Annotated in this window: 23 protein-coding genes and 3 pseudogenes; 10 read left to right on the top strand and 16 right to left on the bottom strand. The window is 48.7% G+C overall.

The annotated features are described in order from the left end of the window. Positions 1 to 14: 14 nt before the first annotated feature. From prfA to MKQ70_RS29740, 4 genes are all read left to right on the top strand, one after another. A complete protein-coding gene (gene prfA / locus MKQ70_RS29755) occupies positions 15 to 1,079 on the top strand; it encodes a peptide chain release factor 1 (protein ID WP_248077891.1) in 1,065 nt (354 codons plus the stop codon). A 152-nt stretch (positions 1,080 to 1,231) separates the two neighbouring features. Then, a complete protein-coding gene (locus MKQ70_RS29750; RefSeq protein WP_248077889.1) occupies positions 1,232 to 1,798 on the top strand; it encodes a hypothetical protein in 567 nt (188 codons plus the stop codon). Positions 1,799 to 1,941: 143 nt separating this feature from the next. Beyond that, on the top strand, positions 1,942 to 2,193 hold the full coding sequence (locus MKQ70_RS29745) for a YMGG-like glycine zipper-containing protein (RefSeq protein WP_248077887.1): 252 nt from the start codon (positions 1,942 to 1,944) through the stop codon (positions 2,191 to 2,193). Next, complete coding sequence (locus MKQ70_RS29740; RefSeq protein ID WP_248077885.1) at positions 2,169 to 2,624, top strand: OmpA family protein; 456 nt, start codon at positions 2,169 to 2,171, stop codon at positions 2,622 to 2,624. Before MKQ70_RS29745 ends, MKQ70_RS29740 begins: the two co-directional genes overlap by 25 nt. Positions 2,625 to 2,678: 54 nt before the next feature. Here the strand turns inward: MKQ70_RS29740 and MKQ70_RS29735 are convergent, their stop codons facing one another. After that, on the bottom strand, positions 2,679 to 3,698 hold the full coding sequence (locus MKQ70_RS29735; RefSeq protein ID WP_248077883.1) for an aspartate aminotransferase family protein: 1,020 nt from the start codon (positions 3,696 to 3,698) through the stop codon (positions 2,679 to 2,681). Positions 3,699 to 3,932: 234 nt separating this feature from the next. On the opposite strand from MKQ70_RS29735, the gene MKQ70_RS29730 reads away from it, so the two are divergent. Then, positions 3,933 to 4,382 carry a gamma carbonic anhydrase family protein gene (locus MKQ70_RS29730; RefSeq protein WP_248077881.1) on the top strand — a complete coding sequence of 150 codons (450 nt, stop codon included), beginning with the start codon at positions 3,933 to 3,935 and terminating at the stop codon, positions 4,380 to 4,382. 463 nt (positions 4,383 to 4,845) lie between these two features. On the opposite strand, the gene rsgA (MKQ70_RS40015) is transcribed toward MKQ70_RS29730, so the two are convergent. The 7 genes and pseudogenes from rsgA (MKQ70_RS40015) to MKQ70_RS29695 form a co-directional block, all read right to left on the bottom strand. After that, a complete protein-coding gene (gene rsgA, locus MKQ70_RS40015; RefSeq protein WP_308199252.1) occupies positions 4,846 to 5,334 on the bottom strand; it encodes a ribosome small subunit-dependent GTPase A in 489 nt (162 codons plus the stop codon). Next, positions 5,327 to 5,773, bottom strand: coding sequence for a GTPase RsgA (gene rsgA, locus MKQ70_RS40010; protein ID WP_282456867.1), 447 nt, complete (start codon positions 5,771 to 5,773; stop codon positions 5,327 to 5,329). The genes rsgA (MKQ70_RS40015) and rsgA (MKQ70_RS40010) overlap by 8 nt, the downstream gene beginning before the upstream one ends. Before the next feature lie 35 nt (positions 5,774 to 5,808). Continuing rightward, positions 5,809 to 6,450, bottom strand: a complete 642-nt coding sequence (locus MKQ70_RS29720) for a VWA domain-containing protein (RefSeq protein ID WP_248077879.1) — start codon at positions 6,448 to 6,450, stop codon at positions 5,809 to 5,811. Beyond that, complete coding sequence (locus MKQ70_RS29715; protein WP_248077877.1) at positions 6,399 to 6,818, bottom strand: BatA domain-containing protein; 420 nt, start codon at positions 6,816 to 6,818, stop codon at positions 6,399 to 6,401. Before MKQ70_RS29715 ends, MKQ70_RS29720 begins: the two co-directional genes overlap by 52 nt. A gap of 18 nt (positions 6,819 to 6,836) precedes the next feature. Beyond that, on the bottom strand, positions 6,837 to 7,796 hold the full coding sequence (locus tag MKQ70_RS29710) for a hypothetical protein (protein WP_248077875.1): 960 nt from the start codon (positions 7,794 to 7,796) through the stop codon (positions 6,837 to 6,839). Positions 7,797 to 7,853: 57 nt separating this feature from the next. Beyond that, a pseudogene (locus MKQ70_RS43460) lies at positions 7,854 to 8,607 on the bottom strand (DUF58 domain-containing protein). Positions 8,608 to 8,729: 122 nt separating this feature from the next. Continuing rightward, positions 8,730 to 9,731 (bottom strand): AAA family ATPase, encoded by a 1,002-nt coding sequence (locus MKQ70_RS29695; RefSeq protein WP_248077863.1) that lies wholly within the window; start codon positions 9,729 to 9,731, stop codon positions 8,730 to 8,732. A 308-nt stretch (positions 9,732 to 10,039) separates the two neighbouring features. On the opposite strand from MKQ70_RS29695, the gene MKQ70_RS29690 reads away from it, so the two are divergent. The 5 genes and pseudogenes from MKQ70_RS29690 (at position 10,040) to MKQ70_RS29670 (ending at position 12,603) form a co-directional block, all read left to right on the top strand. Continuing rightward, on the top strand, positions 10,040 to 10,372 hold the full coding sequence (locus tag MKQ70_RS29690) for a hypothetical protein (RefSeq protein ID WP_248077861.1): 333 nt from the start codon (positions 10,040 to 10,042) through the stop codon (positions 10,370 to 10,372). A 20-nt stretch (positions 10,373 to 10,392) separates the two neighbouring features. Continuing rightward, positions 10,393 to 11,054: pseudogene (locus tag MKQ70_RS42905) on the top strand (peptidylprolyl isomerase). 99 nt (positions 11,055 to 11,153) lie between these two features. Beyond that, positions 11,154 to 11,533: pseudogene (gcvH, locus tag MKQ70_RS42900) on the top strand (glycine cleavage system protein GcvH). 37 nt (positions 11,534 to 11,570) lie between these two features. Then, a complete protein-coding gene (locus MKQ70_RS29675; protein WP_248077857.1) occupies positions 11,571 to 11,849 on the top strand; it encodes a VanZ family protein in 279 nt (92 codons plus the stop codon). Between the two features lie 325 nt (positions 11,850 to 12,174). Next, positions 12,175 to 12,603, top strand: coding sequence for a helix-turn-helix domain-containing protein (locus tag MKQ70_RS29670; protein WP_248077855.1), 429 nt, complete (start codon positions 12,175 to 12,177; stop codon positions 12,601 to 12,603). An 879-nt stretch (positions 12,604 to 13,482) separates the two neighbouring features. Here MKQ70_RS29670 and MKQ70_RS43920 read toward each other — a convergent pair. The 8 genes from MKQ70_RS43920 to MKQ70_RS29635 form a co-directional block, all read right to left on the bottom strand. Beyond that, positions 13,483 to 14,172, bottom strand: coding sequence for a SusD/RagB family nutrient-binding outer membrane lipoprotein (locus MKQ70_RS43920; RefSeq protein WP_282457718.1), 690 nt, complete (start codon positions 14,170 to 14,172; stop codon positions 13,483 to 13,485). Then, the gene (locus MKQ70_RS43915) at positions 14,109 to 14,843 is read right to left on the bottom strand and encodes a SusD/RagB family nutrient-binding outer membrane lipoprotein (protein WP_308199250.1); all 735 of its coding nucleotides are present in this window, start codon (positions 14,841 to 14,843) and stop codon (positions 14,109 to 14,111) included. The genes MKQ70_RS43920 and MKQ70_RS43915 overlap by 64 nt, the downstream gene beginning before the upstream one ends. A 168-nt stretch (positions 14,844 to 15,011) precedes the next feature. Next, complete coding sequence (locus tag MKQ70_RS29660; RefSeq protein WP_248077853.1) at positions 15,012 to 16,403, bottom strand: TonB-dependent receptor domain-containing protein; 1,392 nt, start codon at positions 16,401 to 16,403, stop codon at positions 15,012 to 15,014. 16 nt (positions 16,404 to 16,419) lie between these two features. Then, entirely contained in the window at positions 16,420 to 17,805 is a 1,386-nt protein-coding gene (locus MKQ70_RS29655; protein ID WP_248077851.1) for a TonB-dependent receptor plug domain-containing protein, read from the bottom strand. A 38-nt stretch (positions 17,806 to 17,843) separates the two neighbouring features. Beyond that, positions 17,844 to 18,233, bottom strand: a complete 390-nt coding sequence (locus MKQ70_RS29650) for a carboxypeptidase-like regulatory domain-containing protein (RefSeq protein WP_248077849.1) — start codon at positions 18,231 to 18,233, stop codon at positions 17,844 to 17,846. A gap of 718 nt (positions 18,234 to 18,951) precedes the next feature. After that, positions 18,952 to 19,629, bottom strand: a complete 678-nt coding sequence (locus MKQ70_RS29645) for an IS1595 family transposase (protein ID WP_248077847.1) — start codon at positions 19,627 to 19,629, stop codon at positions 18,952 to 18,954. 314 nt (positions 19,630 to 19,943) lie between these two features. Then, complete coding sequence (locus MKQ70_RS29640) at positions 19,944 to 20,345, bottom strand: hypothetical protein (protein WP_248077845.1); 402 nt, start codon at positions 20,343 to 20,345, stop codon at positions 19,944 to 19,946. After that, complete coding sequence (locus MKQ70_RS29635) at positions 20,281 to 22,269, bottom strand: efflux RND transporter permease subunit (RefSeq protein ID WP_248077843.1); 1,989 nt, start codon at positions 22,267 to 22,269, stop codon at positions 20,281 to 20,283. The genes MKQ70_RS29640 and MKQ70_RS29635 overlap by 65 nt, the downstream gene beginning before the upstream one ends. Between the last annotated feature and the right edge of the window lie 112 nt (positions 22,270 to 22,381).

Here is a 22,381-nt window from a genome sequence, read left to right as displayed (position 1 = left end):
TATCAAAGATAACCATGATAGATAAACTGGAGGCCATAAGAGGCCGTTTTGAACAGGTATCGCTGGCGCTGACCAACCCCGAGGTGGTGAGCGACAACAAGCAGTTTTCCAAATTCAGCAAGGAATACCGCCAGCTGGAAAAGATCGTGAAGGCCTATAAGGCTTACACCGACCTGCTGGACGCTATTGCCTTTAACAAAGAAGTACTGGAAAGCGGCGACGAAGAGATGCGGGAGCTGGCCAAGGCCGAAACCGAGTCTCTTAGCGAGCAGAAGGAGGAGGCGGAAGCCACTATCCGTAACCTGCTGATCCCGAAAGATCCCCAGGATGAGCGTAACGCTCAGCTTGAAATACGCGCCGGCACCGGCGGCGATGAGGCCAGCCTCTTTGCCGGCGACCTGCTGCGCATGTACCTCCGCTATTGCGAAAACAAGGGCTGGAAGGTAGCGGTAATGAACGAAACTCCCGGTTCGGCGGGCGGCTACAAAGAGGTAGTGCTCGAGGTAACCGGCGACGATGTATACGGCACCCTGAAGTTTGAGTCGGGCGTACACCGCGTACAGCGCGTACCTGCCACCGAGGCTTCCGGCCGCGTACATACCTCCGCCGCCACCGTGGCGATATTGCCCGAAGCCGATGAGGTAGATGTGGAAATCCGCGAGGCGGACATTAAAATGGACACCTTCCGCTCTTCCGGCGCGGGTGGCCAGCACGTAAACAAAACGGAATCGGCCGTACGCCTTACGCACATCCCTACCGGTACGGTCGTGGAGTGCCGGGAAGGCCGCAGCCAGCACAGCAACCGCGATATCGCGATGAAAATGCTGCGCAGCCGTATCTGGGAAGTAGCCGTGCGCAAACACGAAGACGCAATTGCCGCTCAGCGTAAGTCACTGGTAAGCACCGGCGACCGCTCCGCTAAAATCCGCACCTATAACTATCCGCAGGGTCGTGTAACCGATCACCGTATCGGGATGACCGTATACAACCTGGACGCCTTCATGAACGGTGACATACAGGATATGATTCAGGCGCTGCAGTTTGCGGAGAATGCGGAAAAAATGAAAGGACAGCAGTAATTTTACCAAAATAGCTGAGGTTGATGTGATGACCGTAACAGGTATTACATCAACCTTTTTTATGCCCTGGTAAACTTTCCCCACAGCTGCGTTGTTTTCTAAGCCGGTAACTGTATACGAAAACACCATCAATCCCCCTAAATACTAAAATTATGTTAGATCAATTATTACAATTGGTGCAAAGCTCCGCCAGCGAGTCGGTGGTAGCTAACCCCGCCGTTCCCAACGAACACAACGAAGCGGTTATCCGGGAAGCCTCCAGCGCGGTAGCTAACGGACTCAGGACGAGCTCGCCAACGGAAACACCCAGGGGCGTATTGAGCCTGCTGAGCGGCAAAACCGAGGCTAACGAGCACAATCCCGTAGTAAATAACATTTCCGGTAACCTCGTAGGCAGCCTGGTACAGAAATTTGGCCTGAACAGCGGTGCAGCATCTGCCCTGGCAGGCTCACTGATCCCCGCCGTGCTCGGTAAGCTGGTGAAAAAAACCAACGATCCGGGCGACAGCAGCTTCAGTTTGCCCGATATCCTCAGCTCTCTTACCGGCGGCAATGCATCCGGCCTGGGCGGCATGCTGGGTAAAATGGGCCTGGATAAAGATGGCGATGGCGATGTTGATTTCCAGGACCTGACCGCGATGCTGAGCAAAGGCGCAAAGCAACAGAAAGAAGGCGGCGGTGGCGACCTTGGTGGATTACTGGGTGGTTTATTCAACTAAAAACCAACAATTACTACAAATTGCTATTTTTTAGGTTTTGCTTATCAACATATTGTGACTAAAAACCGAAACTGGCAAAGATTTTGTTTTGTACCTTTGCGCGGCTATACGTAGTGCAGCATTTAATAAAAAACACATCCAAGATGAAACGAATGAAACTTATGGTGGTAGCGGCTTTGGCGGGAACAATCGTGTTCAGCAGCTGTAACACCTGGAACGGTATGAACAACACGGGCAAAGGTGCGGTAATCGGTACAAGCGGTGGCGCGGCTGCCGGTGCGGCAATTGGTCGTGCAGCAGGTAACACTGCACTCGGCGCTATTATTGGTGCTGCAGTAGGTGGCACAGCCGGTGTATTGATCGGTAAAAAATGGACAAACAGGCCGAAGAGATAAAGAACGAGGTGCCCAACGCCACCGTTGAACGGGTAGGTGAAGGCATCAACGTTACCTTCGACTCGGGCGTTTTATTTGGTTTCGATAAATCGGACCTGACCGACAAAGCGAAAACCAATATTAAAGAACTGGCCGACATCCTGAACAAATACCCGGACACTTACGTTCGTGTAGAAGGTCATACCGACGACAAAGGTACCGACTCCTACAACTACAGCTTGTCTGAAAGACGCGCGAATGCAGTGGCCACTTTCCTGAAAGGTCAGGGTGTAGCTGCGGGCAGGGTGCAAACGTTCTGGTATGGTGAAACACAGCCTAAAGTACCGAATGATTCTGAAGCAAACCGCGCACAGAACCGTCGTGTAGAGTTCTCGATTTTCGCGAACGAGAAAATGAAATCCGACGCGAAGAACGACGCCGGTAAGCAATAAAACATTAATTCTTCATAAGCGTTTGATAAGCCTCCTGATTTTTCGGGGGCTTTTTTATGCGCTAGCCAAAGCGGTTGCGGCTTCCAGGATAATGTTGCAGGCGTTACCTATTTCATCTTCTGAAATAATCAACGGCGGCACAATGCGCAGGCACTCCGGCGCGAACAGGAACCAATCGGTCATTACGCCATGCGCGATGCAGTAGTCAATTACCTTTTTGTTAAATGCAAAATCTTCGAATTCAACGGCGAGCATGAGGCCCGGGCAGCGTACCGCTTTAATAGAAGGATGCTGCAGTTGCTGCACGAACAGCTGCCCTTTGGCATGTACGGTAGCAATAAGATTTTCTTCCAGCAAGGCTTTCATACCTGCCATGCCCGCGGCACAACTTACAGGATGGCCGCCAAACGTGGTGATATGTCCTAATACAGGGTTATTGGTCAGGCTCCACATAATTTCTTTTGAAGCGATAAAGGCGCCCAGCGGCATTCCTGCACCCAACGCCTTACCGAGCAGGAGCACATCCGGCACTACACCGAATTGCTCAAAAGCCCATAAACTACCGTTGCGGCCCAGCCCACATTGAATTTCATCAAGAATTAATAAGGTGCCTGTTTCGGTACATTTCTTACGCAGTGCCTGCATCCAATCGTGTTGCGGCGGACGCACACCGGCTTCAGCCTGCACGGTTTCAGCGATCACGCAGGCAGTACGTGTAGTGATCTGCTCCAGCGCATCAAACGAATTATAATCTAAATGCTGCACATCGGGCAACAGCGGCCTGTAGGCATTGCGCCAGTATTCATCGCCCATAATGCTCAGGGAGCCTTGCGTAGAGCCATGGTAACTGTTTTTAAAAGCTATGATCTCCGTTCGGCCGGTATGCCTTTTAGCCAGCTTCATGGCGCCTTCGGTCGCTTCACTGCCCGAGTTGGTGAAGTACACGCAATTCAGCGCTTCCGGTAAATGATCGGACAACAATTTTGCATACGCTACCTGCGGACTCTGCACAAACTCTCCATACACCAGCAGGTGCATATAGGACGCCGCCTGCTCCTGGATCGCCGTTACCACCGCAGGATGACAATGCCCGACGTTGCAAACGCTGATACCCGCGATCAGATCCGGTATTGTTTACCCGTTGCATCGGTCATGTACATGCCGGACGCCTTCACCATTTCAATCGCCAGCGGAGCGTCCGAAGTTTGCGCTACGTGCTGCAAAAAAGCTGCCTGTTATTCATTTCACTACACTACATTAATTGGATGCGAAGTTAGTTCCTATCTTTGATCCATCTAAAAAAGAAACATGCCCGTTATTTTACCTGTTAAAGGCGTACATCCCCAGCTGGGAGAAAACTGTTTTATCGCCCCCAACGCTACTATCGTAGGCGACGTAGTTACCGGCAATGACTGCAGCATCTGGTTCAACGCCGTGGTGCGCGGCGATGTGAACAGCATCCGCATGGGCAACAAAGTGAACGTACAGGACGGCGCCGTTATCCACTGCACGTACGAAAAAACCAAGGCGATCATTGGGAATAATGTGTCTATCGGGCATAACGCAATTGTACACGGCTGTACTATCGACGACAATGTACTCGTGGGCATGGGCGCCATTATTATGGACAATGCACACATCGGCAGCAATACCATTATTGCGGCGGGCGCCGTGGTACTGGAAAACACCAAAGTAGAAGCAGGTTGCATTTATGCAGGCGTACCGGCAAAGAAAGTGAAAGAAATCAGCCAGAACTGATCAGTGGAGAAATTAACCGCATCGCTAATAACTACCTGATGTATAGCAGCTGGTTTAAAGACTAAGATGCGTTATAAAAAAACGTTATATTGCAGTTCTAAACTTCCCTGCACCTATGAAAAAGTGGCTGCTAGTAATATGGATCGCGTTCCTGGCGACAGGATGCGCTTCGCAGAAGTCAGGCTGTCCCGGCAATAATTTTTACTCGGGCGACAACGCCAAACAAAATAAACGCGCCGCCAAACATATGAATAAGCTGTTTTAGCGCGTTATTCATAAGATTTGCTATGAGAATCCGCATGCGACATATGCTGATAGTGACCGCCGTATTGTTAATGGCTGCCGGCTGTCGTACGCCCAAAACGGGTTGTCCTACTCCAAAACGTAACATGGGCGCGGAAAAAGTGTTAGATGAGATGAGCAGGCCACCGAAAAAAGGCCTGTTTAAAAGGAAGAGTCGTTATTAATACTGCTTTTCGTCGATCGACTCCAACATGGATGCATAACTCACAAAGCGATCCACATCAATTTTACCTTCGTTTACCGCTACCTGCACCGCGCACCCCGGCTCATTAATGTGAAGACAGTTATTGAACTGGCATGCTGTAATATATGGGCGCATATCCAAAAAATAGTGCGACAGTTCCGTTTTTTCAATATCTACGATCCCGAACTCGCGTACGCCCGGCGTATCAATTAAACGGCCACCGAAGGGCAAATCAAACATTTCCGCGAACGTGGTGGTATGCAAACCTTTACCGCTCCAACCGCTTACAGCTTTGGTCTTCAGTTCCTTTCCCGGCATGATCTGGTTAATGAGCGAGGATTTACCCACGCCAGAGTGGCCGGACATCAAGGTGGTTTTGCCTTTCATCAATGCCACCAGCTCTTCAATCCCTTCCTTCTTTTCGGCAGATACAAGTAATACTTTGTAGTCCATGGCCTCATACACCTCCTTCCAATGCTCGAACTTCTCTTTCCTTCGCTTTGTACAGATCTTTTTTATTGAAGACGAGTATGGCGGGAATATGATAGGCTGCGGCCGTTACGAGGAAACGATCGATAAAGCCCTGGGAAGTGCGCGGTTCTTTCACCGTACACACCAGTGCAGCCTGATCGAGGTTAGCGGAAATAATATGCTTTTTATGCTTACCATGCGGCGAGCTGCGCACGATGTAGTTACGGCGGTCACTTATAGCGGTGATAATGGCATTGCCGGCCTCTCCCTCCTCCCGCACAAGCGTTACCTCATCGCCCACGGCGATAGGATTGGTGGAGGTAATGTCCTCATCAATTTTGAAAACGCCCTTCATCCGGGCCTGTAAGGTTTCACCTTCGGTGGTTTTAGCCACGTACCAGCTACCCGTTGATTTGTATATGAGTGCCTGCATCTGCCATTAAAATGCCGTAAAGGTAGCGGATTTTATTATGGCAGGCGACGGAAAACCGTGTAGCGCAGTACTGTTTCGAGCAATATGCAGGCCAGTGCCAACATGGCAAGTGGGAAGAAGTGTTCCGCGAAACGTTTATAGGAAGTGATTTCGACCTTGGTACGCTCCAGTTTGTCTATCTCCTGGTAGATGTTGGCCAGCGATTTATTATCGGTAGCGCGGAAGTATTGACCGCCGGTTTCTTTTGCCATTTGTTTCATCAGCGGCTCGTCGATCTGCACATCCTGCATTTGCATTACCACTGTGCCATCGGGCAGCGTGGCGGGCGACGGTGCTTTGCCGTACGTACCTACTCCGATGGTGTACACGCGTACTTTAAATGCTTTCGCAATTTCCAGCGCGGTGAGCGGATCCACAGCCCCGATGTTGTTTACACCATCGGTGAGTAAGATGATGATCTTACTTTTAGCCTTGCTGCTGCGAAGGCGGTCTACCGCAGTGGCCAGGCCCATACCAATGGCCGTACCATCGGCCAGCATACCGCTGCGTATTTGAGAAAGCTGCGATTTTAACACCGCATGATCTGTGGTGATGGGGCACTGCGTAAAGCTCTCTCCCGAAAAAATCACCAGGCCAATACGGTCACTGATGCGACTGTCGATAAAGTCCTGCGCCACCTTTTAGCCGCTTCCATACGGTTGGGCTGCAGGTCTTCGGCCAGCATACTGCCCGAAATATCGATGCTCAGTACGATATCGATGCCTTCACTATTAATATTTTCAGAAGTATTAGACGTTTGCGGACGCGCCAGGGCTGTTACCAGCGCGGCGAGCGCGAGGAGGCGTAATGCGAGCAGCACCGGGCGGAGCCGCACTTTCCAGGAAACGGGCAGGCCTTTTAAACCCTGCAGCGACGACACGTTCATAGCGCCCTGCTGTTTTTTGCGCCTTGAAATTTCCCACCAGATCATGACCGGGATGAGCAACATCAGCCAGAAAAATCCGGGTTGGGCAAATTCTATACTTTTCCAGGTATCCAGGTTCATCTTTTCTAATGCTTTATCTTATGCTTTCGGATTTTCGGTTCCCTCCTGCTTTGCTTCCTCGGCCACCGCTCTCGGCTTGCTCCATTCCACAATTTCGATAGCCGTTTGCAAACATTGCTCATGCTCCTGCGGCGCCGGTTGCAACTTGGCGAACTTTGCCAGGTCGGCCAGCGTAAGGATGCCGCTCAGCTTGTCGCGTTGCTGGTTCAGGATCGTAATGGGTTTAATATTCTGCAAGAGTTCCGCCGTGGTTTGCTCAAGCGCCGGGATGCGGAATTGCTTTTCGATATATACCCTTAATATATCCGTCAGTTGTGTGTAGTAAGTTTTGATATCGCCGTTGTTCCACGCCTTTTCGTTCTGCAGCTGCCGCAACTGGCGCATAGCTGCATCATAGGGCGTTTCTGCCGGCGGAGGCGCCACGTATTTCGGCACTTTCTTCTGTCGGGCAAACCATATCAATATAATAATAACAGCTAATAACGTAAGGCCGGCAGCGAAGTACAGGATGTAATCCGTCCACAGCCATTTTACGGTACGCAGCGGCTTGATCGGTTTAAAAGCCTTGCTGGTGTCTACCGCCACCGTGTTTACATCAATGGCGAATGGTTTGGTAAACACAGAATCGTAAGAACCATCCGTTGCCGAAAACACTTCGAACTTCATCGGCGGTACTTCCCAGCGGCCGCTATCGAAACTGGTCAGTGTAACGGTTTGACGAAAAACCTTTTCTACATTATTACTACCGGTAGTGTCGATCTCCGATTGTCCGATCAGTTCAAAATGATTGAAGGAATCGGGCAGGCTGGGGAACACTATTTTAAAGTGAACGCCGGGGATGGCATATGTTTGCACCCGCGCATCCAGCATCACTTTAAACTGCTCGCCAATACGGATCGCCATGGTATCCGGCACGGCTTTGATAGACATGTAGTCTTGTGCAGACAGTGTTAGCGGGGAAGCCAACACGCCCATCATCAATATAAAAAGACTTGTTTTATCGCTCTGATGTGTTTTTGCATAATTGCTACTAAGCTATGCCCTGTTCAGGAAAAACGTTTGCAGCGCCTTCACGTAATCTTCGTTGGTACGAATGGTTACGAGCTCTGCGCCACTCTTTACGAAAGCTGTTTTACAATATTGAGAATGTTGCGCGAACTGGTTGGTATAGTACTCGCGCACCCTTTTGTCGCCCGAATCTACCCACTGCATGGCGCCGGTTTCTCCGTCGCGCATCTGGACCAGGCCCACATTCGGCAACTCTTTATCGCGCGGATCAAATACCTGTATGCCTATAATATCGTGGCGTTTCGCCGCAATATTCAGCGCGTCCTGGTAGTTGCCGGAAAAGAAGTCGCTCATCAAAAGGCGATGGTGCGCTTCTTATTCATATTATTGAAGAAGCGAAGCGTTTCCGCGATGTTGGTGCCTTTACGTTTCGGCTGGAACGACAGCAGTTCGCGGATAATAAACAGGATGTGCGATTTACCTTTTTCGGTGGAATGTATTTTTCCATCCCATCACTAAAAAAAATCACGCCTACCTTATCATTATTTTTGATGGCAGAGAAAGCCAGTACCGCGCACAATTCCGTTACAAGATCGCGTTTGGTCTGCTTTGCCGTACCGAACATACCGCTTTCGCTCACGTCTACCATCAACATCACCGTTAACTCGCGTTCCTCTTCAAACACCTTTACAAACGGGTGGTTGAAGCGCGCCGTCACGTTCCAGTCAATGGCGCGCACATCGTCGCCCACGGTATAATCGCGCACTTCGCTGAACGACATACCACGACCTTTAAAGGCGCTGTGGTACTCCCCGGCGAAAATGTGGTTCGTCAGTCCTTTAGTCTTGATCTCTATCTGCCGTACCTTCTTTAAAATTTCTGCGGTGTCCATGGCGTTGCGCTTTATGGTACTTCTACTGCGTTCAGGATTTCGCTGAGGATGTTTTCGCTGGTTACGTTTTCCGCTTCCGCCTCGTATGTTAAACCTACACGGTGACGCATTACGTCGAAACATACGCTGCGTACGTCTTCGGGAATTACATAACCACGACGCTTCATAAATGCATATGCTTTGGAGGCGAGCGCCAGGTTGATGCTCGCACGGGGCGAACCACCGTAGGCGATCAGCGGCTTCAGTTTCTGCAATTTATATTCTTCCGGATTACGGGTGGCAAATACCACATCCGGGATATAACGTTCAATTTTTTCGTCCATATACACTTCGCGCACCAGCTTCCGGGCGTTCATGATATCGGCCGGATCAATGATCGGCGAAATCCTGGTCATGCCTTCCGGGTTAAGGTTCTGGCGGATGATCATACGCTCTTCCTCTTTGGTAGGGTAGCCGATTACCACTTTCAGCATGAAGCGGTCGACCTGCGCTTCGGGCAGTGTATACGTACCTTCCTGTTCGATCGGGTTTTGAGTAGCCAATACCAGGAAAGGTTCTTCCAGCTTAAAAGTAGTGTCGCCGATGGTGATCTGGCGTTCCTGCATCGCTTCGAGCAGGGCGCTTTGCACTTTGGCGGGGGCGCGGTTGATCTCATCCGCCAGGATAAAGTTGGCGAAGATGGGACCGCGGCGTACCACGAATTCATTTTTCTGCTGGTTATAGATCATCGTACCCACCACGTCGGCCGGCAGCAGGTCCGGTGTAAACTGGATACGGCTGAATTTGGCGTTGATTGCCTGCGAGAGCGATTTGATGGATAACGTTTTAGCCAGACCGGGTACACCTTCGAGGAGCACGTGCCCCTGTGCAAGGAGACCGATCAGCAGCCTTTCAACCATGTATTTTTGTCCAACAATGGCCTTCCCCAGCTCCATTTGCAGCAAATCGACAAAAGAGCTGGCCTGGTGGATCTTTTCGTTTAACTGGCGAATATCGTACGATGTATTTTCCATTATTTTTACATTTCGAGGTTGCTAAAATAAACATTCTCTTTTCAAAACCGCCTGCCATGGCGGGGTTAGCCCGTTAAAATGCTGTTAAATGATATATGAACGGCTTTCCCTCAAGGCAGGATATGGTTTATAAAAAATTTCAATTTAATAAAGGGGATTGATATTACGCAACATTTTTTCAAAGCCCCATTTATGGCCGGCGCTACTTAAACCGTACATTTGCCGTCAGTAGCGGGAAAGCGGTCGGCAAAAGACGAACGTAGGATGTGCAAACGCCGGTTTCCCATCCACCTAAAAAGAAAAATATTATGCAGGAAGACTTTGAATATAGATGGAATCAGCTGGAAACAATGCTGAAAGAACGCTTCGGAAAAACGCCCAATATGGAGGCGATATTGTTCCTTATAGGTATCCGGGAACTCGGGAACTATACCAAGAAAAAATTTACCAAAGAGCAAAAGCAGGATTTAATGCATATTGCGATGTGCACCCTGTTGTCGCAAAGCGGCTATTTTGAATTTGCGGGAGTTGATAAGGACGGCTGGCCGCATTTTACGGAAAAACAGGCGGTGCCCAAGATGGAGCTGTTAGAACAGGAGCACTTCATCAAAGAACATGTACTCACATATTTCGAAATTTAACAACCAAACCGACCTATTCCATGCGTAACCTTGTCCTCCTGCTTTGTTTCTGTTTGGCCATACAACCTGCCATGGCCGAAAAGAACCGCAAAGTGAAAGTGATCACGCCTTACGGCACGATGATCATTAAACTGTACGATCAAACACCGAAGCACCGCGACAACTTCCTTAAACTAACGAGGAGCCACTTTTACGACAGCCTGTTATTTCACCGGGTGATCAACAATTTTATGATCCAGGGGGCGATCCGGATTCGCGCAAGGCCAAACCGGGTGCGGAATTGGGCAATGGCAGCGTGGGATATACCATCGCGCCGGAGTTCCAGCTGGACCTCTTTCACAAGAAAGGAGTGTTGGCCGCGGCACGGGACGATAACCCGGCGAAAGCCTCTGACGGTTGCCAGTTTTATATCGTACAAGGCAAAAAGTTCACGGACGAAGAGCTGGATAAAGTGGAAAAGAATCGCCTGGGTGGCCGGAAAATACCGGTAGACCAGCGGGCTGTGTACAAAAAAACAGGCGGCACGCCGCACCTGGACCAGAGTTATACCGTGTTTGGGGAGGTGATAAAAGGCATAGAGGTGATTGACAAAATAGCGGCAGTTAAAACAGATAAAAACAATCGTCCGCTAACGGATGTTCCTTTCAAGGTCAAAGTGGTGAAAAAGATGCTCATCTTCTAAAAGGAGATATGATGCTTTTTCATATTTAAGTTAACTGTCGATAGAAGTTTTATTTTTCTATAGGTAATCTTTAATTTTACGGCTCAAAATCAAAAAACCATGAATTTTCCGTCAAATCTCCGTTACACCAAAGATCACGAGTGGGTCCTGCTTGAAGGTAATACGGCTACAATTGGTATTACTGAATTTGCGCAACGTGAGTTGGGCGATATCGTGTTTGTGGACATCTCTACAGTTGGTAAATCACTGGCTGCGGAAGAAGTTTTCGGCACTGTAGAAGCAGTAAAAACTGTTTCAGACCTTTCCTGCCGGTAGCTGGCACGGTTAGTGAGATAAACCCTGCGCTGGATGGTTCCCCTGAACTCGTAAACAGCGACCCTTACGGCGAAGGCTGGATGGTGAAAGTAACCGTTAACAACCCTGCAGACGTAGAAGGCCTGCTGAGCGCAGATGCTTATAAAGAGCTGGTTGGCGAATAACAATAAGACACATTAATTAACGAAATACACAGAGAGAATGAGGACTATCCGATTTTATTTACCCGCAGTTGTTTGGATTGCCCTCATTCTCTTTCTATGTGCCCTCCCGGGCGAAGATATCCCCCAGGCTTCGCTGTTTGATCAATTACACGTAGATAAGATTGTACACTTTGGCTTATTCGGCGGCATTGTATTGTGGCTGAGCATAGGCTATTATCGCCAGAAAGGCCATATCAGCAATGGGATGCTTATCCTGATCGCATTACTGGCCTCGGCTTACGGATTGGCGATAGAATACATGCAGAAGTACCGGTAGTAGGCAGGAGCTTTGATATGTGGGACGTAGCGGCCGATGCTGCCGGCGCGTTTGCAGGTATCCTTGTATTCAAATTTGTGAGAAAAAGATTTCTTCAGAAAAACGTTTAGCCTTCACTTCATTACCCCTTTTTATGCGCGGATTTGATCCGCTGCATTTGCATTTCTGTTCCAATATCCATCTTTTTGAGGAAGCAAAAGTGCATCATTACCCCTAAAATGTCAGAATTTCTGCAACCCTCTTACAGCCATTCTAACAATTTCTCAGAATCGCCACTTTATTTTTTTCGGCGATTAATTATTGCTCTACTTTTAAATCCAACCAAATGACGATCAAGGTCATCATTATTATGCGGCTTGGTGCGAAGATCAAGAAGTTAAGAGAACTCAAAGACTATACACAGGACTACATGGCGAATCGCCTGAAGATGGGTGTTAGTTCTTATGGGAATATAGAGCGGGGTACTGTTAAAGACCTGACGGTAGAGCGGTTGTTGCAGATCGCGCAGGTACTGGAGATCGAGTTTTCAGAGATCATCAATTACGACCTCAGGAAGCCGTACCGCATCTCCTCGATGGAGCCGGAAGATGGGAGAACGGAAGATGAGGATGAATTTTATGCCTCGTGCATAATGGCGGTTGTTGAGCAAAGCATCCGGGACAAAAAGGCCATGATCAATCTTTTGAATGGGATGCGGAAACCAACACACGCCTGGCGTACAGTATGGCCGAACATACTAAACAACTGGCCTTGATCGCCGAACAGCAGCAGGAATTATTGTTACTGATCAGGGATAAAAAATAACGATTACAAATTTTCCAATAGCATTAAGTCAGAGATGTCCGGTTTGACAAACCGGCAGGAGCATGCCCTACCCAAAGACATAGTTACATCACTTTGTTGCCCGGTAATCCCGACTGGATAGCATGTTACCCTCAAAAAATTCTTTCCCTCTCCGGGAGGGGTAAGTTACTTGTATGTTCCGAACGCCGGTACAGTAGTCATTTGCATGCTTAAGTATGCTCCTGGGTGGCAGGAGTGGCTATCTGTGCCGGCCTTCGGAAGCCTATTCATTTTTCAATGGTATTTACATGAATAACGATTGCAGAAGCCCATGAAAGGCAAAGCCCGTAAGAGATTTTGAGAAGAAATACTTGTGGTGGAGAGTATAAACGCTTGTCGGCGGGGCACTTGTGCACCCGATAAGCACTTGATGTGAACCTTTAACCTGCGGGCCAATCCGCGGACGACGCTGTAATGAATGAGGCAGCAATTGTTGCGGAAAAGCCTGCAGCGTTAAGGGTTAAAAGAACCGTGTACGGCTAACGATCTTGTTTGTTGTTACCATGAAGCACGCGCTATACGAACGTGTATAGCGTTGGGCTTCAGGTATAACTGGCGGCGCAGCGAAAGCGCAACTGCGTGGCGGCAGGCAAACGACACAAATGCTCATAACAACACTACATAGCAAACATGGGATCCTATGTTTTTTTACTGTTCTAAACATAGGGTTTACTAAACGAAAAAACGGCTGGCAACTCTTTGCCGGCTTCCCTCAAAAACATCACCAACCATTAATAAAAAGAGGCTGCCCGCAAAGGCAGCCTCTTAATAACAATAAAATGAGAAATGCTTAGTTTACGTCCCACCAAACCTTGTCTTCTACCAGTTTCTGGCCGGGGAAGTTACGGTTGCGGGTCAGCTCAGTACCGGGGTACAGGAAGCGCGCAGGGAATACACCGGCGCCCAGTACAGATGCCTGAGATTGTTTAAATATGTTCGGATAACCGGTACGTCTCCATTCTGTCCAGGCTTCAAAACCCTGGTTGCCGTTCATCGCTACCCACTTCTGGAACAGGATAGCCTGAAGTTGCGCATTCGCAGTAGCAGGCCATGCAGCCGACGGAGAAGTGGCAATATAGTCGTCGGCACCTGCTACCGAGTAAGCATCAAAGCTGGCATTGATACCTTCGGTAAACAATGTTTGTGCAGCACCGGTAGCGTAAGTTCTCACGATCGCCTCCGCCTGCAGGAAATAACTTTCTGCAGCAGAAATGAATTTCACCGGAGCGAGTGCTGAGTTATCATCACCACCTCTTGCACCTACACGGTAGGAAGCGGATGAACGCAAACCGCCGGTAATCGTGGAAGAAGGGGTGCTTTCAAAGCTACCCTGCGGAATACCCACAATGGTATCAGTATTCGTTACGTTACGATAGAATACTTTCACGCGCGGATCTCTGCCCTTCTGCAAAGTATCTACCGCAGTAGCACTTGCGTACAGGTTTTGTGTTCTGCCCAAACCGAGAATTTCTGCGAACAGCGGATTCTGGTTACCACCGGTAGAAGTATACTCAATTTGCGCATCTTCATCCGGAACTCAGCGCCGGAAGCATACAAAGCAGCAATGCCGGCACGCGCCTTCGCTTCGGCCACACCGGAAATACGGAGGTAAGCGCGCAGTTTCAGGGTATTGCCGAATTTGATCCAGTTGGTAGCCTGCGTATCGGGATCGCCGCCGAACAGCAGGTCCACGGAACCAGGTTTAAATTCAGAATCTTCATCCATCAACGCCACACCCCTGTCGATATAAGCGAAGATCGAATCGTATACTTCAGACTGGGCATCATATGCAGGGCTCAGGTTAGCCTCACCGCCTTTCAATGCTTCCTTCAACGGAATATCACCGAAAGCATCGGTCAGCATCTGGAAGGCATATGCTTTCATGATAAAAGCAATCCCGCGATACTGGTTGAATTTTGCCACGGCAGGCTGGCTGGTAATGTAGTCAGCATCCGCCAACGCACCATTATACAAAATACCCCAGGCGCGGTCAAAGTTGCTCGCTACCGGTTGATACTGGTCAATGGTTTTATACTGGGACGACAACCAATATTGCGTCCAGTACTGTGCCCAGATACCGCCATAAACCTGGAAGTTGTTACCCAGCGCATGCCCGATGGCCGCCTGCACTGCAGGCAACACCAACGCCACATCCGCATTTTTCAGATCGTTCGGATTATCATTTACATCCGGTACTTCTTACAGCCCGGTAAAGCCACCGCTGTAATCGCCAGTCCCAGAAGAATGTTTCTCATATTTAGTAATACTTTCATTTTCTTTTCTTTTTAGTTAACTCCAGATGGTAATGCACGTTTCACATTAGAATGTTACGCGCAGGTTAAAGCCAAAGTTGCGCAGCGAAGGTTGCGCGGTAAAATCAAGGCCTTGCTCATTTGTTGCGCCGCCAGAGTTAATTTCAGGATCCGCATACTTATTGTTGCTGGCCGTTTTTAACCAAAGGTTATTACCAAATACGCCAACGGAAGCATCACCCAGGAAAGTCCTGTTCAATACTTGTTTAGGAATGCGATAAGTAAGGCTTACCTCTCTCAGCTTGATGTAAGAAGCATCCAGCACGTGCTGGCCTGCAGGAATCTGGCTGGAGAAATAAGTTTGCGGATAGTACAGGTACTCCGTATTCACCACTGATTTGCCATCATTATCCGGGTACACTGAATTCGGGAAAATCTGCTCTTCACGGTTCCCTACCGCTGTTTCTTTCGCAGTACCTACGAAGTCCATGATGTCTTTCGTACGGGAATAGAATTTACCACCCTGTTTAGTATCGAACAGTACGTTAAAGGAGAAAGATTTGTAAGTAACGTTGGTACCCAGTGAGCCCTGCCATTTAGGATTGTACGAGCCAAGGTATTGCGCCTGCTCAGACAAATAAGGCAAACCGTTGTCCGGGTTAATCACTACGCGGCCCTCTGCGTCTTTACGCAAATCTGTCGTATAGAAAGTACCATAGGGCTTGCCTACAGCAGCAACGATACTCATACCACCAAAACCACCGATTACCAGCTGGTCCACACCGTCGATCAGTGAGATCACTTTATTGCGGTTATGGGTGTAAGTACCATACACTTCCCAGGTCCAGTCCGCAGTTTTTATCGGTGTACCACGCAGCGTCAGTTCCACACCTTTGTTTTCCACTTCACCGGCGTTGATCACTTTGCTGGCGTAACCGGAAGATGCAGCGATCGGCACGGCGATGATCTGGTCTTTAGACCTGTTCTGGTAGTAAGAGAAGTCTAAGGAGATGCGGTTGTTCAGGAAACCCAGTTCTGTACCAACTTCAAAGGCCTGTGTTTTTTCCGGTTTGATATCGGAGTTACCGATACGATCGCTCAGTGAATAACCTGGAATGCCGTTAAAGGGGAAGGTCGTGCTACCAAAGCCACCGATGATATCTGTTTTAACAAAATAAGTAGCGAGCAGATAAGGATCCGCATCGTTACCCACAGAAGCCCAGCTGGCGCGCAGTTTACCATAGTTCAGGAAGTTAGCCGTACCTGAGTTCTTCAGCAGTTCGGAGAACACAAATGATGCGTTCACACTCGGATAGAAAAACGCGTATTGGCTCTGAGGCAGCGTAGATGATAAGTCCTGGCGGGCAGTTACACCCAGGTACAACATGTTTTTATACGCCAGGTTCAACTCACCATAGAAACCCACCAGCCTGCGGTTGATGATTTCGTTGGAGGCCAATACTGGACCGTTACTGTTATCCGAGGTTATACCAGCCTGGCACTACCAGACCATTCGCCTCGTTCGTAGCGGCGCTCACAGATGAGAAGTTACGCTGGCGGATGTTGTTACCCAACATCAGGCTGGCGTTGAAGTCCGGGCTGAACTGGTGCTGAGCGGTGATCATGAAGTCATGGGTAATTTCGCTCAGGTTATAGCTGCCTTCTTCATATTTACCCACTTCGGTATGCACCTGGTCGGGATCATAATTACCTGCATCATCTGCCGGCGCAAAGTTGAACTTCGGATATTTGTAACGACGCCTGTCCGCATAGTTATCAATACCTAAACGCTCTGACAATGTCAACCATTTAACCGGCTGATAGCTGATAGAGAAGTTACCGGTAATACGATCCACCTCGTTCTGGTTCTTGTAGTTTCTCAACACCCAGTAAGGGCTGTTGGTATATGCACCGTAGTAACCATATTGATCGTTACCATCAGCATCGAACAGCACACCGCCGAAGCTGTAGTAAGGATTGTTCAGGTCGCCCATTTTGTGCAATGGAATATCCCTTGGTGTCTGGATCACGTTATCGTACACAGAACCCGGTCCCTGACCACCCTGGATCATGCTCGACTGGATCTTGTTGTAGTTCACGTTAATGGACGAGGTGATATTGTGCGAGAGCTGTGTAGCAGCGTTGAAACGAACACCGTACTTAGCATACTTGTCGTAGTTACCTGGCATCACTCCGTCGGAGTTCAGCGTGTTCAGCGACAGGTAGTAAGTGGTTTTCTCTCCTGCGCCGGAGAGCGACAGGTTATTCGTGAGCGCTGTGCCGAGTTCGAAAAACTTCTTCACGTTGTCTGGCTGGTTAACGTAAGGCTTTTCGAGTTGTACGCCGTTGATCGACTGTCCCCATGGTTTCATAGAACCATCGAAAGCGGGACCCCAGCTCCAGTTTTCACGGGGATCGGGTTCACCGTCGCCGCCCTGGCCAAACTGCGTCTGGAACTCAGGGAACTTAAGGATGTTGGAGAAGGTTGTGGTGGTGTTAAAGGTCACTTCGTTTTTCTGGTTAGCGCCTTTTTTACCTGATTTAGTAGTGATGATCAAAGCGCCGTTGGATGCACGGGAACCGTACAATGCCGCAGCGGCCGGACCTTTCAGAACGGTCATTGACTCGATATCTTCCGGGTTGATATCGTTGCCGCGGTTACCGAAGTCGATACTGGAGCGGCTGTCGGCGCCACCTATGATGCTGGAGTTATCGATCGGCACACCATCGACTACGATCAGCGCCTGGTTGCTACCGGTGATAGAGGAACCACCGCGCAGTACCACACGCGAAGAACTACCCGGAGCAGAGGCCGTGGTAGTAATATTCACACCTGCCACTTTACCCACGAGGCCGTTCAACGCACTGTTGCTGCGGCCTTTTGTAAGTTCTTCATTTTTTACGGTAGGGGACGACGATAGCCCAGGGAGCTCTTTTCCCTGCGGATTGCGTTTGCTGTAACCACCGTTTCATTCAGTGTTGTAATGTCTGCTGCGAGTGCAACATTGTAAGGACCTGCGCCGGAAAGTGCCACTTCACGGTCTTTCATGCCCACGAATTTCACCAGCAGGGCCGTAGTACCCTGAGGAACGTTAAGCGTAAAAACACCGCTCACATTTGTTACCGTTCCTATGTTAGTTCCTTTAGCGATAATGGTCGCCCCGGGGATGGGAGAACCATCTTCTGCTGCTGTTACCGTCCCTGTAACGGTACGGTTCTGCGCGAATACCTGACCACTGGCGACAATGCACACCAGGGACAGGAAAAGCGCCAATAGACTTTTCCTCATAAGCAAAGTTTGGTTTAACGTTTAACGAAAATTTAACAGCTAAGTTATGATACAGGATCATTCAACAGCCATTAAGTCTACAAATTACTTACCAGTTTTAACGTTTCTTTAACATACTTGAAAAAAATATCTGTCAAAATGACTAAATCGCTTATAATGAGCTATTAGTAGAGCCTTGGGTAACTGATGACCAGGAGACTAAGAAAAGGGCATTTTCAGCCTATTCTTATCAAGATACTCGTTTCCGGTCTGTCGAAAGCTATTTATATCCATTTTGAGGAAGATTTTGGTCACTATTCTCTTTAAGTCGATACAAAGCTCGATGGGGGACTTGCTGCGCCCATTTTGCAGTATATCGCGGATTAATCATGTTATTATATTTAACAAATATTTGGGGAGAAGGTTCAATAAAAAAAAAAGCAGGCAATAAAAATCGCCCGCTTGTCATCAACCAAAATCTAAATCGAAAAAATATGAGGTCAGCTTCCACCAACCTGTTAATAATTTATACAGTTCTGTCAAGGTACCACCTGGCGTAGGCCCGGGGCTCTTTAACTTCACATAATTCTTCGTTCAAAGCAGCCTGGCTGCCCCGCAAAATCCGGACGGGCGCAAACGCGCCATTGTTAAAGTCACACCCGCCCGCTTCTGCATGGCGTCAACCAATGCCCCTGACCGATGTCCTGGATAGCAATTTCACATGCCAATTCAGTCCGGGTCAAGATAAGTTGAGCGGATAATTCTTTAATAATGTCAATAAAACCTGGAAAAGGTCCTCGTTACGGTAGTTGTAACGGAATTCGCATTCTTTCAGATGGAGATAAGCTGTGTTACGGTTGAGTCCTTTGAACTTGGCCAGCCTGTGCTTGGTAAGGCCCCAGAAGCCGTCAACGTCGTCCAGCTGTTTTCCGTTTTCACCGTGGCTATTCCCGCTCAGGTTATATAAGCGGTACTGTCCAAGGTCCACCACCCCGTGGAATCTGCGGATGCGATCTACTGTAACTACTGTTTCCAGTACAGACCGCCCCCGGGCAATGGCCTGGATCATAGAACGGCTGACTTCAGGTAATATTTCCGTATATACCTTATCGTCAGCTTTGTAAATACCGAATATCACAGGCTTTACTATCCGGTCCACCTCACTCTTCACCGCCACGATGGTATCGTGACCGCTCCTGTGCTGAACTTTCGGATAGCCGGCCGGTTCCGGCATTACAGTTTCACAAAATTTAACGATCTGCATCCTGATCTTCTTCAGGTAGCTATTAACCGTTACCCTGCTAACACCGCTGATACTAGCTATCTGCGTAGCAGTGAGATCTTCTGAAAATAGCTTCAGAATCTCCTTAAATTTCCGCTCGGACAAGTGAGCGCCCTTTAAGTACTTATTTTTCATGGGACTAAGAGGTTGAGAATGGCATTATAAACCTCCAAATTTTTCAGTTGTGTCCACAGGGGTTTATACAAGCGGCGATAAATATATGATGAATGATTGCCACTAGATTACTTTACTACTAAAACTTTAGTAAAAGGGAGAAACTCAACAGGGAATTGGATTTTCATCGGTTTTTAACATCTATATTTATCAAGACCCGGAATAGATATATACGAAAAATAAAGCAGGCATGGCATTGTACGCCATAAGCCTGCTAGTATTATTAACCTGGACAGCTAGTTACTCCTCATCCAGGGGTTTTCCATAATTCTTTTTTACGCGCTTTCTTCAACAAAGCCTTCTCCATCCACAACAACATGGCCGGCAATATGGTCAGGTTTGTCACCATCGCCATTACCAGGGTCAGTGAAGTTAACCAGCCCAGGGGCTTTGGTGCCACCAAATTCGGAGAAGCTAAAGATCATGAAACCGGCAAACAGGATCATAGAGGTATAAATGATACTCAAACCGGTGTGGTTAATGGTCTGCCTTACGGTATCAGAAATATTGGATTCGTGGTGCTCCAATTCCTGCTTAAAATTGACAAGGAAACGGATGGTTACGTCGATGGCTATCCCAAGGGCGATACTGAATACCAGTACGGTCGACGGCTTAATAGCGATGCCCATCCAGCCCATTACGCCAGCGGTAACGATCAGCGGAATGATGTTCGGCACGATGGAGATGATCAGCATTCTCCAGAACGGAACAGGTACAGCATACAAAACACGATGAGCACAAACGCCGGGCGATACTTTCCAGCAAACCGTTGATAATGTAGCGGCTACCTTCCAGGAAGATCACGCTGGTACCGGTAAAGGTCACTTTATACTGTGCGGTGTCGAAAATCTGTGCGGCGCGGGGACGGAGACTGTCCAGCAACCTCGGCAACTCCTGTGAGCCTACGTCCGCCATGTTCACACTGATACGCGCCACCTGGCGGGTACTGTCCATAAAGGACGTAACCAGCTTGGTGAAGGCGGTCGGATTATCGCTCGTTGCTTTCATGCGCATGTATGGCGCCAGGAAACCGATATCGAACTGGTTCGGAACGGAGTAACTGGTGCTGTCGCCATTGTAGTACGCCTGGCGTGCAAACTTGATACCTTCCGACACACTAAGCGGGCGGGCAAACTGTGGCTTAGCGGCAATTTCCGCAGTGAATTTATCGATGCTCTCCAGGGTTTTCAGGTTTACCACACCGTTCTTACGCTTCGTATCCAGCACGATTTCCAGCGGCATTACGCCTTTAAAATTCTGCTCAATGTATTTTAAGTCTTTGTACAGCTTATCTGATTTCGGGATATCGTCCACGATAAAACCGACAGGCTTCAAACGCATCATTCCCGGGATAGCCGCAATCACCATGGCGGCGGTGATCGTATAGATGGCCGGACGGTGCCTGAAGGCCGGGGTATTCAGCATCGTCAGCAGTTTGTTAAACAGGGGGCTGTCCAGGTAGCTGGTATGCTTGCTCTTCGGCGGCGGCAGGTAGCTTAATACAGCAGGCAGGAAAATAAAGGAGATCAGGAAGATCAGCATGATATTAATACCTGCCACGATACCAAACTCTTTCAGGATGGCGCTGTCTGTAAAGTAAAAGACGCCGAAACCAATGGCAGCGGTCAGGTTCGTAAACAGTGTCACGATCCCCATCTTCTGCACCATTCTGGTGAGGGCCTTCATTTTATCGCCATGAATGGCGTATTCTGTATGGTATTTATTGAGGAAGTATACACAGTTCGGGATACCAATTACCACGATCAATGGCGGAATAAGGCCGGTTAACAGGGTAATCTTAAATCCACAAAGGTAAATCGTGGCCACGGACCATATTACACCCATAATTACCACGATCATCGACATGAGCACGGCGCTGATCGAGCGGAAGAACAACAGCAGGATCACCGCGGTAAGCACCAGGGAAATGCCGAGGAACATCACCAGTTCATCTTTTACCTTGGTGGCCATGATCGTACGGATCAGCGGGAGGCCGCTCAGCTTCACATCTATTTTATGGCGCTCGCCGAAATCGCCGGCTACCCGTTGTATCGCCTGTACCACATTGATCCTGGCTTTGGAGTTCAACGTGTCTTTATTAATGTTTACCGCCATCAGGAAAGCGCTTACTTTCGGGCTATAAAGCAATCCTTTATAGAAGGGCAGTGAGAAGAACACATCTTTGAGGCTATCGAGTGTAGCCTGGTCCTGCGGGATGGGTGAAAAGATCTGACGCGCGTCCAGCTTGCGGGTACTGTCGTTTTTGACCATGTTCACCGCAATGGGCACACTGAGCACGTTTTCTACTGCAGGTATTTTCCGGATATCGTCGTTCAGTTTTACGTAATCCTTGAAAAACGATAAGGTGAACAGGCTGTCTGTTTCTACAGACACCACCATCATATTACCATCCTCCCCGAATTTCTTTTTAAACTCCCGGTATTGCTGGTATTTCTCGTTGCTCCTGGGAACCGCACCGGTGAAGTCGTACGACAGTTGCACCTTTACGGCGAACCAGGCCATAATTCCGGTACTGATGATCAACAAAGCCAATAATGTTAACCTGAATTTTAATACGAGACCTGCTAAGCGCTGCCACATAAGGTTTCTACAGTTTTGTAATTCCGTAAAGGTAATTAAAGAAAATGATTATATACTATCGCCAAGTTGTCAAACAAATGCGAAACTCAGACAATAATGAATATTTTTGATA

Source organism: Chitinophaga sedimenti (genome assembly GCF_023156195.1).
Taxonomy (GTDB): Bacteria; Bacteroidota; Bacteroidia; order Chitinophagales; family Chitinophagaceae; genus Chitinophaga; species Chitinophaga sedimenti.
The sequence above is the reverse complement of the archived record's forward strand: the minus strand, read 5'-3'. Positions and strand labels throughout refer to the sequence as shown.

What these genes read in the sequence shown, in the direction of transcription:
- prfA (WP_248077891.1), top strand. Translation starts at nt 15, where the DNA reads ATGATAGATAAACTGGAGGCCATAAGAGGCCGTTTTGAACAGGTATCG.
- MKQ70_RS29750 (WP_248077889.1), top strand. Translation starts at nt 1,232, where the DNA reads ATGTTAGATCAATTATTACAATTGGTGCAAAGCTCCGCCAGCGAGTCG.
- MKQ70_RS29745 (WP_248077887.1), top strand. Translation starts at nt 1,942, where the DNA reads ATGAAACGAATGAAACTTATGGTGGTAGCGGCTTTGGCGGGAACAATC.
- MKQ70_RS29740 (WP_248077885.1), top strand. Translation starts at nt 2,169, where the DNA reads ATGGACAAACAGGCCGAAGAGATAAAGAACGAGGTGCCCAACGCCACC.
- MKQ70_RS29730 (WP_248077881.1), top strand. Translation starts at nt 3,933, where the DNA reads ATGCCCGTTATTTTACCTGTTAAAGGCGTACATCCCCAGCTGGGAGAA.
- rsgA (WP_282456867.1), bottom strand. Translation starts at nt 5,773, where the DNA reads ATGCAGGCACTCATATACAAATCAACGGGTAGCTGGTACGTGGCTAAA.
- MKQ70_RS29715 (WP_248077877.1), bottom strand. Translation starts at nt 6,818, where the DNA reads ATGAACCTGGATACCTGGAAAAGTATAGAATTTGCCCAACCCGGATTT.
- MKQ70_RS29710 (WP_248077875.1), bottom strand. Translation starts at nt 7,796, where the DNA reads ATGATGGGCGTGTTGGCTTCCCCGCTAACACTGTCTGCACAAGACTAC.
- MKQ70_RS29695 (WP_248077863.1), bottom strand. Translation starts at nt 9,731, where the DNA reads ATGGAAAATACATCGTACGATATTCGCCAGTTAAACGAAAAGATCCAC.
- MKQ70_RS29690 (WP_248077861.1), top strand. Translation starts at nt 10,040, where the DNA reads ATGCAGGAAGACTTTGAATATAGATGGAATCAGCTGGAAACAATGCTG.
- MKQ70_RS29675 (WP_248077857.1), top strand. Translation starts at nt 11,571, where the DNA reads ATGAGGACTATCCGATTTTATTTACCCGCAGTTGTTTGGATTGCCCTC.
- MKQ70_RS29670 (WP_248077855.1), top strand. Translation starts at nt 12,175, where the DNA reads ATGACGATCAAGGTCATCATTATTATGCGGCTTGGTGCGAAGATCAAG.
- MKQ70_RS29650 (WP_248077849.1), bottom strand. Translation starts at nt 18,233, where the DNA reads ATGAGGAAAAGTCTATTGGCGCTTTTCCTGTCCCTGGTGTGCATTGTC.
- MKQ70_RS29645 (WP_248077847.1), bottom strand. Translation starts at nt 19,629, where the DNA reads ATGAAAAATAAGTACTTAAAGGGCGCTCACTTGTCCGAGCGGAAATTT.
- MKQ70_RS29635 (WP_248077843.1), bottom strand. Translation starts at nt 22,269, where the DNA reads ATGTGGCAGCGCTTAGCAGGTCTCGTATTAAAATTCAGGTTAACATTA.